The organism is Enterococcus sp. DIV1298c, assembly GCF_017316315.1.
GTDB classification, from domain to species: domain Bacteria; phylum Bacillota; class Bacilli; order Lactobacillales; family Enterococcaceae; genus Enterococcus_B; species Enterococcus_B mangumiae.
The window spans coordinates 41,093-57,096 of sequence record NZ_JAFLWG010000035.1; the positions used below are offsets into that span (position 1 = coordinate 41,093).

The 16,004-nt window shown below is 40.9% G+C and carries 5 protein-coding genes; 1 reads left to right on the plus strand and 4 read right to left on the minus strand.

The features are described 5' to 3' along the window. Window positions 1-3: 3 nt before the first annotated feature. Entirely contained in the window at window positions 4-1,287 is a 1,284-nt protein-coding gene (locus JZO83_RS08710) for a PTS transporter subunit EIIC (protein WP_207115515.1), read from the minus strand. A 288-nt stretch (window positions 1,288-1,575) separates the two neighbouring features. Here JZO83_RS08710 and JZO83_RS08715 point away from each other — a divergent pair, with 288 nt between their 5' ends. Further along, the gene (locus JZO83_RS08715; protein ID WP_206855918.1) at window positions 1,576-2,292 is read left to right on the plus strand and encodes a UTRA domain-containing protein; all 717 of its coding nucleotides are present in this window, start codon (window positions 1,576-1,578) and stop codon (window positions 2,290-2,292) included. Window positions 2,293-2,447: 155 nt separating this feature from the next. Here the strand turns inward: JZO83_RS08715 and JZO83_RS08720 are convergent, their stop codons facing one another. The 3 genes from JZO83_RS08720 to JZO83_RS08730 all read right to left on the minus strand — a co-directional run bounded on the left by JZO83_RS08720 (window position 2,448) and on the right by JZO83_RS08730 (window position 15,436). After that, complete coding sequence (locus tag JZO83_RS08720) at window positions 2,448-5,540, minus strand: hypothetical protein (protein ID WP_207115516.1); 3,093 nt, start codon at window positions 5,538-5,540, stop codon at window positions 2,448-2,450. 268 nt (window positions 5,541-5,808) lie between these two features. Next, a complete protein-coding gene (locus JZO83_RS08725; RefSeq protein ID WP_206855923.1) occupies window positions 5,809-7,311 on the minus strand; it encodes a glucosaminidase domain-containing protein in 1,503 nt (500 codons plus the stop codon). Between the two features lie 475 nt (window positions 7,312-7,786). Then, the gene (locus tag JZO83_RS08730) at window positions 7,787-15,436 is read right to left on the minus strand and encodes an isopeptide-forming domain-containing fimbrial protein (RefSeq protein ID WP_207115517.1); all 7,650 of its coding nucleotides are present in this window, start codon (window positions 15,434-15,436) and stop codon (window positions 7,787-7,789) included. Window positions 15,437-16,004: the final 568 nt, after the last annotated feature.

Consider the following 16,004-nt stretch of genomic DNA (forward strand, 5'->3'; position numbering starts at 1 on the left):
TCCTTAAATGTCTTGCATTTCATTCATGCGATTTTGTTTTTCCATTACACCGAAGAACGGCAGATAAATCAAAATATTTAAAATCAAGCAAATGATTTGGATGATCGAACCTGAGATATGACCACCAGTAGCTAAGAAGCCCGAAATCACAGGTGGCATAGTCCAAGGAACAGCAATTCCTACCGTACCGTGAACGAAACCAAGTGACATTGCAAAATATGTCACGACTGCATTGACCATCGGTGCCAAAATAAACGGAATCAACAATGTTACATTCAATACGATCGGCATCCCAAACATTGCTGGTTCATTGATATTGAAAATACCTGGAGTCAATGTCAAAGGAACCATTGTTTTTGTCATTTTTGATGAATTTTTTCTCAAACCAACGATTGCTGCGGCAATCACTAAACCTAGCGTAGCTCCGCCGCCACCCATATACACAAAGTTTTCCATAAATGGTTGTGTAATGATATGGGGTAATTTTTCCCCAGCTTCTACAGCGACACGGTTCGCATCTGTATTCATCAACCAGATCGGCATGATCACAGAATTCACGACATTGGCACCATGGATACCCATGAACCAAAACAATGAAACTAAGAAGATCGACACTAACGTACCACCTAATGTTCCGCCAAGTAACCCTAGAGGTCCACCGAAGATTTCCATCAATAATTGGTGGATATTTCCTGAACCCCAATCAGTCATTTGGAAGATCGCATAGATAACCAACCAAAAAGTCAGGATCGATGCACCTGGGATCAAAGCAGAAAAACTTTTCGCAACCGCTGGTGGAACAGAATCCGGTAAGCGGACTTGGATATTGTGATCAATGAACCATTTGAAGATCAATGTTGAAATAATTGCAATCACCATTGCCACAAAAAGACCTTGTGCCCCCATAAATGCAGTTGGAATACCAACACCGTCATCTGATACAAGGTTAGGCGTCACTAGTAAGAAAGAAGAAATCGAAATGATACCTGCGGATACTCCGTCTTTTTCATACTGAACAGCCAACGCATTCGCAATCCCAAAAGCCGCAACTAGACCCATGATCCCAAAACTAGCAGTGACCCCTTTATTCAAATAAGCATCAATTCCATTTGCACTTAAAAAATCCGTCCAAGCATCGACTGGAAATGAAGAAATAATCAAAAATAATGACCCGGTAATAATCAATGGTAAAGCAAGGGTGATCCCATTTCGAATCGCAATCAAAATCTTATTATTCGAAACTTTAGCAGCAATTGGCAACATCTTATTATTTATAAATTCGTTCATCTTTATCTTCTCCTATCTTAACGATTGTGACGCTACGATTGAGTAACCAAAATAGCTCTTCACACCCCGTACTATAGCGGAAAAATAAAGCCCTTACAAATCGCAAAATGAAAGAAAAATTAGTTTTTATCATCATTTTCTAATAAAAAGGGATAATAAGTTAGTTTTTACCTTAAAATAAGCCACTTATCCAGCTACTTCTGAGAAACTGGTATGGTATAATACATACCAAATAGCACAGAATAAATTTTTCCTCATGAATCCCGATAGAAAGGCAAGGAACTATATTTGAGTAAATATGAACAACTAGCGAACTTGATTCTCGAACGGATCCATCACGGAGAATATCCTCCCGAATCTTTCTTGCCAAGTGAAAGAAAATTGATGACTGAGTTTAAGGTGACGCGTGATACGATTCGTACAGCACTAAAGAGTTTAGAAGCCACAGGGTATATCGAAAAAATCCCTGCACGAGGCAGTAAAGTGGTCGCACATGATAAAATTGATTTTTTTGTTAGTGATCTGTCAGGAACTTCAGAAAAATATCATTCCGAAAATCATTCATTCGATACAGAGATCTTGTCCCTAAAAAAAATCATCGTGGATGAGCAGCTTAGAGATAATTCAGGTTTTACCTTAGGGGAATCCGTCTGGTATTTGCTTCGTCGCCGGCTGTTGAATGGTCGGGCACTGATTTTAGAAGTGGATTATCTGCGTACCGCTGTCGTTGCTGATCTAACAAAAGAAATCATCAACCAATCGTTGTATCGCTATCTTGAAAATCAACTACATTTGAAATTGAATTGTTCAAAAAAGGAAATTTCCGTTGAGAATATCACCGCACCTGTTGCACAGCATTTAGATTTAGGAAAACATGACAAAAATATCTTTGTTGTCAGGAATTGGGCCTATTTGACCGATTATACTCACTTTCAATATACAGAAAGCTGGCATCAAGTTGATTCATTCAAATTCGTATTATTGGCTGATCGCCCCACTAATTGACTCTTGCTTGGATGATCAGCTCTAAAACCGCAAACATGCGACCAGTTCAAGAAAGATTTCTTGATTTGGTCGCATGTGTTTATTTTATCGAAGTCCTTACGATCTCAAGTACTACTTGGCTCAGTTTGAGACGGTCAACCACAGTAAATGTCTCACTATGACGTACTCGTGATATGTGCTTCAACTGGATTATGCGCTTCTGTTTCACCAGTAATCGTATAGCTATTCGTACTTTCTTGTTGTAATGAACCCACATCCCAAGTGACGGCGGCAATTTTACCGATTTGATAAGGTTCTCCTGCTCCATTAACGAGTTCATACGTTTGACGGATTTCTTGCGGCAAGTCTAAGCGCTCAAGCGTTCCTTCAGGGTCATTAAGATCGATCGGCTGGTCCGTTGTGATTTCTAGCGGAAGATTCGTTGGCTTATTCTGTCCTGTTTGCCAATTTGGGATTTCACGAACGCCACTGCCATCATTGATCACGCCATTCATCATCCATGTGTTATCCACGATTTGACTCGCACCAAAGGAAGTCGGATATGTTCCTTTAGGCCCCGCTGCATTCCAAAAATAATTTTCACAAAACTGCCAAATCTCAATAGCCCTTACAAGTGAACTGTCAATCAGAGCTTTCGCTTCGTCATAGAAGCCTCGATTGATCACCCCATACGTCAACAAGGAGCTTGGTGCCCATTTCAATACAGGGAAACCACACAAGGCTAAGGACGGATCAATAATATCCACCACAAACTGAGTCAATTGGGTAGCTTGTGCTGAAGGTAAGTCTGGCAATACTAGCCCACTACCGATCATATGTGGTAACTCAGTCGTTGATCCTGAAACTGGCGGCTCAGAAAGATGTCCATTATTTCCATGGATGAATTTCCGCTCATCCAAGTTGTCTGGATCAATATCGACACAACCAATAAAGAAATATTGCCAAATACCACGCTGATAGTTGGCATCTGGAAGATTTGCTCCGTTGCGCAAAACTTTGCGATTCGTGTCACTGTTTGTACTATTTTGAGGATAAGAATACAACGCCTCATGTGACAATGGATCACAAAACATCCAATAGGAATAATTCGCCAGACTTTCTTCGTGACGCGCTTCCCAATACGCAACTTCATCTGCATACAAACCGCCTAATTCCTGACAGATTTCAATGATAAACTTCGTATCATAGATAGCAGAAATCATAAACTCTGAATCAACTTCATTTGCTACATTGATTGTTTCGTAGACCCATCTTGGATTATCAAGCTTCCACTCCAGATGACGTTTTAGAGCGGGATACATTGCGGCAAGCCTGGCTGCATCGGGTGAAAGCGAATGGATCATCCAAATCGTTTGCGCCATACGAACAGGCAATACTTCTCCAGAAAGAAAGCCATTGGCATCGACCATGGACATGAACCCTTCCATCCCACTCCAAGCAATCGACGGATTGATATACATCAAGTCTTGGATTTGAAGAAGTCCTTCCCAACAATTGTTCGCAGGTGTCATCGAAGCGCCCGCGCATTGTCTACTCGGTTTTCCAAGCGATTGTTGCGTGAAAGCATACCCTGTTTCTTCAGTAGGTGCCAAAATATTCCCAATCAAATGTGTCCAGCCGGCATAGTACAGTACCCGATGTTTTTCAATTGTCACTACTTCATGATGATAAACAGATGGATCTGAAACACCCCATGTTTGTGGAGCCGGTACACTTGCTAATAACTGATCCCAATACGTTTTTCGAGCAGCATAGTGTTCTTGGATCGACAACGCACCCGTTCCGATTCCGACCCCACGCAATGCTCGTGTGATTGCCATCGTTACACCTTCTTCTTTTGTGGCATAGCCGATAACTAAAGCAATCGAAGAAATCGTCGTAGGTATTTGATATTTCCCACGACCTTCTATAAATGTTGGTGGGATGATTTGTGCTGTCGCATCCGCATCGATTTGACCACTTTCTGTTAAGGCAACGACTTTGATCGCCGTTTGGAATAAATTCTGATGCCAATCAGCAAATTGTGTATCATTTTTTACGACAACTTGATTCGAGGATTCCCAAGTACATTTCAAATTATTCGTTTGATAATCGGTCGCTGAAGTCGTCGAATCACTCATTTCGATCTCAAAAAAATCACCAGAAACCTGACTGAGTGTGATGATGCGACCAAGTGTTGATTCGTCAATAAAGAAATCAGTTGTGGCGATTTGCCCGCCACCTGGTACTTCACCCGATAGCATCACTTTGTGAGGATACCACGCAGATCGTAGACTCTCCTCACTTACTTGGACCCCATCAATACTCAAAAGGGCATTCAACGAAGAGTCCTGAAACCCGGATTTCTTTTCTCTTATATACTCACCATTTATCATTGTCTTGTTTGCATTCCCGCGAATGCCGTAATAAGCGCCAAATCGCAAGTCAAAAGAGGTTTCCACTGGTGTGATCGCTTGATTATCAAAGTTGTATTCTGGATTCGTCACTAGGCGACTAAATGGCAAGGTCAAATTCCGATGTTCCTTCATCGTTGCTGAATTTACTGGATCATCATTTCTCAACTCATCCACGTTGATTGTTGGATCTCCGCCAAAATCAACTCCCGCAATCGTTCCTGTCACTTGCGACGGTAGCGCTAATGGGATGTCGTAACTTGGCTGACTTCTGATAATCGTGCCTAAATCAATTGATTCTCCAACATTTCCTCGGAAAGTAAAAATAAGCATGAACGTTTTTTCAATGACGATTGGATCATTCCAATCAGACAGTGCTTCTGCCCCAGCTATCCCTTTGATTGAATAATTGAACTTTTCTAGAAAACGACTATTTGCTGCGGAGGATTCCTCTTGTAATAGGATCTCTTGACTTTCGTTTTCCACATCTTGAACAGATAATGCCCACGTCAATCCTTCCGTCACCGAACGAATCTGAACCATCAAGTCAGAATATTGCCAAGTAGAATAAGTAAACACTTTCGTTAAACGTGCAGTTGTATCAGTTAATGTGATTTTAGCCCCAACAGAGCTGTACGCAATTTCTGCATTCGTCAGCGCCCACCCTCGATCTTGGGTAAAATCCTCTAAAACAATTTCATCTACTGGTTCTTTAGGTCCTGGTGCTTGTGTTACGCTAGTTTTTTGATTATTTACTAAAAAAGTCTGCTCTAACATTCGTTTCCCCATTTCTTTGATTCGCCACAGTAACATGCAATTGACAGTCGAATAGACACCGACAAAGACATTCTTCAATCAACATCCCCACACCCTAAGAAAACGCATACAATTCAAACAGAAGTTGAACCTCCTCCCCTTTACTTTTCAATTAAAGTATAAAGGTTTGAAAATTAGAACTCAAAGAATATCTTGATTCTTCCAGATTGATTTTAAAATGGATTTACCAATAAAAAAAAAGAAAAGATATCTAAAACTCAAGCAACGTAAGACAATCAAATACTTACCTTGTTGAATCCATCAATATCTTTTCTTTGTAAAATTTTAATCTAAAACGCTTGTTTCTTTAGTTATTATTTCCGAACAATACTAGAGCAGGATCAATCAATTGCGCTTGTGCTAAGCTGTTGTCACGACTGATCTCAAAGTGCAGATGGCTACCTGTACTGTTTCCGGTAGAACCGACAAACCCAATGATTTGTCCTTGTTCGATCTCATCGCCAACTTTCACGATGTATTCTTGTTGGTGCGCATAAAGTGCAGTCGTGCCATCTTCATGTTCGATCGCTACATAGTTCCCCCATGAAGGATGGAATTCTGCTCTGATGACAGTACCCGCTTTGCTGGCATAGATCGGCTCCCCTTGAGGTGCTGCAAAGTCTAACCCACGGTGGAATTCACCGCCACGAGGACCGAATGGGCTAGAGATCGTAAAGTTTCTTAATGGTACGATATATCCTTCTTCATTGATCTCTGGTCCAGCAACTTCTTTGTCATATTGTTCTAAGTCATAGGTTTCAATCAAACCATTTAGTTTTTCGTTATATCTTGTATCTGTCGCATAACGACCTGTTAAGAATTCTGTTGCTTCTTTGTAAGTTTCTGCATTAGATTTCCAAACGCCAGAATAGAATTCGCTGTCGCCAGTCAAGCCTTCTCGCATTAATTTCGCGTAATCTTCTAGGCTTTCCTCATAATTTTCGTATCTTCTGAATGTTGCTTGGATCGTATACAATGTACCATCCCCAGCATCTTCTTGTGTCGCAAAAGTCACACCATTGCCATTATGTGTACCTTTGATTCCAAAAAGATTGTAGTTCGGTGATTGTGCCAATTGGCTTTGACCACTAGCAGATTCTAAAATTGCTTGGGCGATCATCACTGATGCGTACAAATCATTTTCTTGCCCGATTTCTCGAGAAGATTCACCGATTTTGCGAATGAAGCTCTCAACTGATTCATCTTTTTCAAAATGGATCGATCCTTCATCCGTTTCTTGACTTGATGGCACAAGATCTTGGATCGGTGTTGTTGCAGAAGGTTGACGTACCTCTTGAACAACCGGGGCCGCAGGAGCAGGCGTTGTTTCCACAGGTGTAGCCGGAGCTGTCACTGGTGGAGTTGGCTGACTTGGTTGTGGCGTTGGTTGTGTTTCACCTGTAGAGCCGCCAGTTGGTGGTGTTGTTGGTTTTTCCGGTTGACTCGGCTGCGTTGGTTCTGTTGGCTTCGTCGGTTCCGTTGGTTTTGTTTCTTCCGGTGGCGTACTCGGTTCAGTCGGTTCTGAAGTATCAGGTGTTGTTGGTTCACTAGAGTCGCCAGTAGATGGCGGAGTTGTTTCTTCTGAACCATCCGTTGTTGTATCTGTTGTGTTATCTTCACCTGTCGTGTCAGACGAGTCAGTTGTTGTTTCCGTTTGATCATTTGAAGTAAATGATTCATGGTTTTCAGTTGTTGCTGGTTGCTCTGCAGAGAAAACTTGTTCATCTGCTAATACTTGTAAAGGCGTAGTCAGTAGCATTTGTGAAAGAAATACAAATGAAACTAACTTATACGTAGACTTTTTTTTCAATTTTTTTCATCCTTTTCTTTAGTTAGTTTTAAGATACATGGAAGTTATGAATTTTTTGTTAAAAAAATAATAATTTTTATAAAGTAATAACGATTATTTATCTCATATTTGACATTTGACAGCTTTTAATAACTAGCGTTAAGTGAAAATATTTTATCAATCATTGAGATAATACGAATAGACATTAACTTTATTATAGTTCATTTTAGCAGGAATAAGAAGGATTACGCAGTCCATATTTTTTCATAATTTAGCGCAATTTTTGAACTTGACATCGTTACCCCTTCTTTCTTTTAAACTCTGATAGCCTCGAGATATCTAGCAAAAATAGCCCTCCAAATAATGCTTTACAACGATTTGGAGGACTATCTCTACTAAATTTGTGATCGATAAAAGATAGTGAAACAAATAATCTAAGTTCGTCTACTACAAATTAAATACAGTTTAGTTATTCAGTTTTTATCATTCAGCGATATTATTGTTTTCTTTTCTTTACTGCTATGACCAGTACAACTACTACCAAGATCCCCCCTAGAGCAATCAGTGTATAAGAAACAACTTCTCCCGTTTTAGGTAGGAATGACTTTCTTGTCTCCTTTTCCTTTGGAGTAGGTTTTCTCGGCTCTGGTCGATCAGGCACGTCTTTTCCTGGTACAACTGGCACGTCTGGCTTATTCGGTTTATCTGGATCTTCCGGAATGACTGGTACTTCTGGTTCATCTGGCGGTGTCACATGATCATCCACTGTCGCGATGTTCAAGATTTCTTTTCCTGACACAGCTTCATTATTCACTTTGACTTTAAAGACGATCGTGCGAACTTTTGTGTCGTTGATCTTGCCATATTCGGCAGTGATCGTGCCGTCTTTTGCAGTCAAACTTGTTGGTTTTGGATCGTCCCCTTCGCTAGTCAAACTTCCTTCGACATACGTCAAGCCTTTTGGTAACTTATCAGTCACTGTCACTCGGTTCAAGACGCCGTTTTCTATCGTGTTGTGGAAACTGATGCGGTATTCTAGCTCTTCACCGATTTTGGCTCTTTTCTTGTTGACTGTTTTTTCACTTACAAGTTTACCATCTAAAGTTTGTGGTTTATCTGGATCTTCCGGAATGACTGGTACTTCTGGTTCATCTGGCGGTGTCACATGATCATCCACTGTCGCGATGTTCAAGATCTCTTTTCCTGATACAGCTTCGTTATTCACTTTGACTTTAAAGATGATCGTGCGAACTTTTGTGTCGTTGATCTTGCCATATTCGGCGGTGATCGTGCCATCTTTGTAGTCTAAACTTGTTGGTTTTGGATCGTCCCCTTCGCTAGTCAAACTTCCTTCGACATACGTCAAACCTTTTGGTAGCTTATCGGTCACTGTCACTCGGTTCAAGACGCCGTTTTCTATCGTGTTGTGGAAACTGATGCGGTATTCTAGCTCTTCACCGATTTTGACTGTTTTCTTGTTGACTGTTTTTTCACTTGCCAACTTTCCTTCTGGACTTTCCGGAATAACTGGTACTTCCGGTTCATCTGGCGGTGTCACATGATCATCGACTGTCGCAATATTCAAGATTTCTTTTCCTGACACAGCTTCGTTATTCACTTTGACTTTAAAGATGATCGTGCGAACTTTTGTGTCGTTGATCTTGCCATACTCGGCGGTGATCGTGCCATCTTTGTAAGTTAGACTTGTCGGTTCCGGCTGGTCTCCCTCACTTTTCAGGCTACCTTCCACATAGGTTAACCCTTTAGGCAACTTATCGGTTACTGTCACTTGGTTCAAGACACCGTTCGTCACTTTATTACGGAACGTGATACGGTATTCGATTTCCTCCCCAATTTTTGGTGCTTGGTTATTCACTATTTTCGTTGTTTCCAGTTCCCCCGGTGTTTCTTCTGGAATCACTGGGATTTCTGGTTCATCCGGTGGATTGATATGGTCATCGATTTTCGCTTTATTGACGATTGTTTCGCCAACTTTCGCTTCTTCGTTGACTTTCACTCGAAAGACGATCGTGCGAACTTTTGTATCATTGATCTTGCCGTATTCGGCAGTGATCGTACCGTCTTTGTAGTCTAGACTGGTTGGTTTTGGATCATCACCTTCACTCGTCAAGCTACCTTCGACATACGTCAAGCCTTTTGGCAAGTTATCGGTTACTGTTACTTGATTCAAGACACCGTTCGTCACTTTATTACGGAACGTGATACGGTATTCGAGTTCCTCACCAAGTTTTGGTGATTGGTTATTCACTATTTTCGTTGTTTCCAGTTCCCCCGGTGTTTCTTCTGGGATCACTGGGATTTCTGGTTCATCTGGCGGATTGATATGGTCATCGATTTTTGCTTTATTGATGATCGGTTCACCAATTTTAGCTTCTTCGTTGACTGTTACTCGAAAGACGATTGTGCGAACTTTTGTATCATTGATCTTGCCATATTCGGCAGTGATCGTACCGTCTTTGTATGTTAGACTTGTCGGTTCCGGCTGGTCTCCCTCGCTTTTCAGGCTACCGTCAACATACGTCAAGCCTTTTGGCAAGTTATCCGTTACCGTTACTTGATTCAAGACACCGTTCGTCACTTTATTACGGAACGTGATGCGGTATTCGATTTCCTCACCTAGTTTTGGTGCTTGGTTATTCACTATTTTGGTTGTTTCCAGTTCTCCAGGTGTTTCTTCTGGGGTCACTGGAATCTCTGGTTCGTCGGGCGGATTGATATGATCGTCGATTTTCGCTTTATTGACGATTGTTTCACCGACTTTTGCTTCTTCATTGACTTTCACTCGAAAGACGATCGAGCGAACTTTTGTATCGGTAATTCCTTTGTATTCAGCAACCATTTGGCCATTTTCCATAGATAAGCTTGTTGGTTGTGGGTCATCCCCTTCACTTTTCAGACTGCCTTCAACATAGGTCAAGCCTTTTGGCAATTCGTCCGTCACCGTCACTTGTTTTAGGACACCGTTCGTTACTTTGTTACGGAAACTGATACGGTATTCGATTTCATCCCCCAGCTTCGGTGATTGGTCATTCACTACTTTTGTACTTTCTAAGACACCTGGCGTTTCCACTGGGGTCACTGGTGTTTCTGGTTCATCTGGCGGATTCGTGCCATCATCGAGCGTTGCTTTATTGACAATCGTTTCACCTGTTTTAGCTTCTTCATTGACTGTCACTCGAAAGGCGATCGAACGAATTTTTGTATCACTGATCTTGCCATATTCTGCGATGATCGTACCGTCTTTGTAACTTAGATTTGTCGGTTGTGGATCGTCCCCTTCGCTAGTCAAACTACCTTCGACATACGTTAACCCTTTCGGCAAGTTATCCGTTACCGTCACTTGTTTCAGCACACCGTTCGTTACTTTATTACGGAAGTTGATCCGATACTCGATTTCGTCACCGATTTTTGGTGATTGGTGATTGACCGATTTCGTACTTTCTAACTCACCTGGCGTTTCCACTGGAGTCACTGGTGTTTCTGGTTCGTCTGGCGGATTGATATGATCATCGATTGTTGCTTTATTGACGATTGGCTCGCCAACTTTCGCTTCTTCATTGACTTTGACTCTAAAGACAAGCGAACGCACAGTAGTGTCTGAGATCTTACTATATTCCGCGGTTATTACTCCATTTTCTATACCTAAACTCGTTGGTTGCGGATCCGCACCTTCACTTGTCAAACTACCTTCGACATACGTCAAGCCTTTTGGCAACGTATCAGTAATCGTCACTCGGTCGATCACTCCGTTAGTGACTTTGTTACGGAAACTGATACGGTATTCGATTTCGTCACCAATTTTTGGCGATTGATGATTGACTGTTTTCGTTACTTCTAATTGTCCAGGTGTTACTACTGGTGTGACTGGCGTTTCTGGTTCGTCTGGCGGATTCGTACCATCATCGAGTGTTGCTTTATTGATGATTGTTTCACCAACTTTTGCTTGCTCATTGACTGTCACTCTAAAGATGATCGTGCGGATTTTTGTATCACTGATCTTGCCATATTTTGCCGTGATCGTCCCGTCTTTATACTCTAGACTCGTCGGTTGCGGATCGTCGCCTTCATTTTTTAAGCTACCTTCAACATACGTCAATCCCTTAGGCAAGTTATCTGTCACTGCGACTTGCTTCAAGACGCCATTTTGGATCTTATTACGGAAGGTGATACGGTACTCGATTTCATCACCGATTTTTGGCGATTGGTTATTGACTGTTTTCGTACTTTCTAATTCTCCTGGTGTTTCTTCCGGTGTGACAGGGATTTCCGGCTCATCCGGTGGGTTCGTGCCATCATCGATCGTTGCTTTATTGACGATCGTTTCACCGACCTTCGCTTCTTCGTTTACTTTTACTCTAAACATGATCGTACGAGACTTCGTATCAGAAATCTTGCCATACTCTGCTATCAGTTTTCCGTTTTCCATCACTAACTTCGTCGGTTGCGGATCGTCCCCTTCGCTGGTCAAACTACCTTCGACATACGTCAATCCTTTAGGTAAGTTATCGGTTACCGTGACTTGCTTCAAGACGCCATTTTGGATTTTATTGCGGAACGTGATATGGTATTCGATTTCCTCACCGATTCTTGGTGATTGATGATTCACTATTTTCGTGCTTTCCAATACACCTGGTGTTTCTTCCGGTGTCACCGGCGTTTCTGGTTCATCTGGCGGATTCGTACCGTCATCGATCGTTGCTTTATTGACGATCGTTTCGCCAATCTTCGCTTGCTCATTGACTTTTACTCTAAAGACGATCGTACGGGTTTTCGTATCACTGATTTTGCCATATTCAGCAGTGATCGTACCGTCTTCATAACTTAGATTTGTCGGTTTCGGATCATCGCCCTCACTGGTCAAACTACCTTCGATATACGTTAAACCTTTTGGTAAAGTATCTTTGATCGTGACTTGTTTCAAGACACCATTTGTGACTTTATTACGGAACGTAATACGATATTCGATCTCATCTCCTAGTTTTGGTGATTGATCATTCACTGACTTGTTGCTTTCCAATACACCTGGTGTTTCTTCCGGTGTCACCGGCGTTTCTGGTTCATCTGGCGGATTCGTGCCATCATCGATCGTCGCTTTATTGACGATCGTTTCGCCAACTTTCGCTTGCTCATTGACCTTTACTCTAAAGATGATCGTGCGGGTTTTCATATCGCTGATCTTGCCATATTCAGCGGTGATTGTACCGTCTTTAGCAGTTAGATTTGTTGGCTGGGGATCGTCCCCTTGACTCGTTAAGCTGCCTTCTACATACGTCAAGCCTTTTGGTAAAGTATCCGTTACCGTCACTTTGTTTAAAACGCCGTTAGTTATTTTATTGCGGAACGTGATGCGGTATTCGATTTCCTCGCCAAGTTTTGGCGATTGGTTATTCACTATTTTCGTACTTTCTAATTCTCCTGGTGTTTCTACAGGTGTGACAGGAACTTCTGGTTCAATTGGTGGATTTTCGCCATCGTCAACGATTGCTTTATTGATGATTGCTTGTCCTGCAACAGCTTCTTCATTTACACGTACTTTAAACGTAATGGATCGTGTAGCTGTATCAGCGATTCTTGGATATACAGCAGTTATTTTTCCATTTTCAACAGTCAGTGACGTTGGTTTAGGTTCATTGCCGCTACTTGCGATGCTGTTTTCCACATACGTCAAGCCTTTAGGTAAACTATCCGTGATCGTGACTTGATTTAGAGCACCATTTTCTACCGTATTCTTAAAGTTGATCGTATAGTCGATTTCTTCGCCAATTTTCGGTGATTGATTATTGACTGTTTTTGTACTTTCAAGCTTTCCTGGCAACTCTTCTTTTTCTACTTTTACTTCAACAACATTTGATTGATTCTCAAGTGCTGTATTCGTTGCTGCATCTGTTCCTTGCACAGTTGCGCGATTAGGGATCAATTGCTCGGCAACGGCTGTATTATTGATTTTCGCTTGGAATTCATACACTGTTTCAGCAGTCGTTCCTTTGTAGCTACCGCCGTTGGTTGCATTAGCGCCTTCACCAACACGAACAGTCATTGTTCGGTTAGCTGACGTATATTCCGCTTGATCATCGCCAGAGGCATCTGTTTTTTTACCAGCATTTGGCCCACTAACGACTGACAAAGAGCCAGGAACATAATCCAAACGGCTATCTAACACGTCTTTAGACAATGTATTGACAGCTTCTGAATTTTCCTTTGTGTTTTTCACATGCACACGATACGTAACTGTATCGCCGATTTTGTAGGTCTCTTTAGGATTCATGATTTCTTTTTTGATTTCTAGCTCAGGAATTTCAGCATTGACAGAGAAACCAATCGCATTGGTAGAATAGTCATCTCCTGTACTAGTAGTTCGGAAACTGATTTGATTTTGGCCATTTCGGATCAGTCCTTCGGGTAGCGAGAGACGATCGATATCGATATCTAAAAAGTTCGGATGTCCTGGATTGAATTGGCCTGGATACTTGTCAACCATATGCTGATCATTATCCGAAACTGTGGCGTTCATGACATTTCCAGCTGGATTGATCGTATTGATGATATTAACAAAATTCCCTGCACTATTTTTGATTTGCGCATTATCACCAGTAAAATATTTATCCCCTTGTACAGTAAACCAAGTGACAATTGGTTCTAGTTTCCCTTGTTTGGCTGTAACAAAATCTTTCATAACAAACTCATTATTAGTTCCAGCTTTATTCCCTCTAGCACCATAGTAAACATTAAATGCTCGAGAATGCTTTGCTTGATCTTTTGTTACAATGAATAAACTCCAACCACTGAAATTATAAGATTGATATTTTCCATTTAAACTATTAGTCATCGGAATATCGGCTAAAGTGTACCCACCAGTTGCGCTTTTATCTCCTTGAATGATCGAAGTAACATCCGCGTAATTTGAAAAACCTGTATTGTTATAGCCGAAACCTTGTCCTGGGTTCGTCGCATCTTGGTCAATCCGATGATATCTTTGTGGTGCTACTCTTTGTGATGTACCATTTGGCGTAGTAAATTTGACTGGTGCGCTGATTTCTTCATCTGTAAGGTTTACTCCAGCAGGGCCTTTATAACGGGAAGAACTCCAAAACAATCCCGCCCAGGCAATCTCTTTCGCACCATCTAGATCAATATATGCGCGACTAGAATTATAAGTTGTCGGGTCGCCATCCACATCCGCAAATTCTAATATAAAGTTATTGATTGCATAGACGCTACTAGCAGCTCTAGTATTTAAAAAAATATTTGCTCGATACTCTTTTTCATCGAGAATTTTTAAATTAGTATTTCCTGTAGAAAAAAGTTCTCCTTTGTGCACACTATTATAGATTGGTTTATCAAAGCCTCGTCCTGGTGTTGGTGCAAGTCGAGGGCCTTGAGGCATAGCTGCCTGAGGTACTCCAGGGTCGGGGTCCTCTGCTTCTTCACTTGTTGACTGTGACTCTTCTGTTTTTGTTTCTTCTGTTTGCACAGTCGATTCTGGTTCTGACGTGGTTTCTTTGGTTGATTCTTGGATCGGTTGATTGGATATTGATGATTCTGATGGTTCTGATTGTGCGGTAGATTCTTGTATGGGTATTGAGGTACTACTCGTTGGGGCAAATTCTTTTCTGGGAAAGTTGAGCTTGACCTCACCTAATTTGTTTTCTGCTTCTTTGATTTCCACCAATAGTTGAGTCTCAGATCGATTCGTTTGTTCCCCGGTAATGGAAAGTTTTCTTGTTTCATTTGGTTGAAGCGTAGCAATTCGTAATTGCGTCCCCTTTTCTTTTTCCATCTTTTCAAACGATACGATTGGATCAGTCGATTCAACTACCTTCTGTTCATTTTTTAGTGTTTGCTCATCAAATTTAACAGGTGTATCGTTTTCATTTTTTTGATGAATGATCAACTGGTTGATGGGTGTCGTACTTTTGTTCGTCACCTCATAATGAACATCTACTAATTGCTGATTTTCTGCATTTGTTTCAGTATCTGCTTTGACATAAAGCCTTTCAGAGTCAAACACATTTTCTTTAGGCGGTGCTACGCCTTCTGCAAACACACTCGTAACAGGCAACAGATTAGCTACCAACAACATAACAACAGCTAAATAATTCAATGGAACTCTATACACTTTTTTCATTTTTAAAATAACCTCCTTCCACCCACTATATAATCGTTGTTTCAATAACACAAAAGAAACGGTTTGGAAGATGAGTATTTTCTCATATATAAAATTACGAACCTTATTTATATGGCAATAAAACAAATAATTTAGTAAAAAAAAGAGAGTAGTTAACAACTAATATGCTATTTTATGTTTTAAAAATAGAACTTTCTTCCTATATATATGTAAAAAAAGCTACTGTACAAACTGCCTAATAAGCGAACGACTTTTTGCTAACACCACTTTTTTTTAGTAAAAGAAAGAGTGCAATCATTTGCTTGAAGAAAGAAAAAAGTCAGAAATTTCTAAATATAAAACGTTCAAAAACGCCTATTTTATAGGAAAAAATGGTAATTTTTCCGATTTAATCAATCGAATCTCCAATTTTATCACCTCATAACGTTATGAATAAAACGATAGATTGTTATGTCAGTCAAAACAAAGAATTAGATTCGTCTTGATTTTAGACAAACCGAAGCATCTGTCTAGCTAAAATTATTAGATAAGTTATTAATAGTATTATTCTCCATCAATCAATCCATTT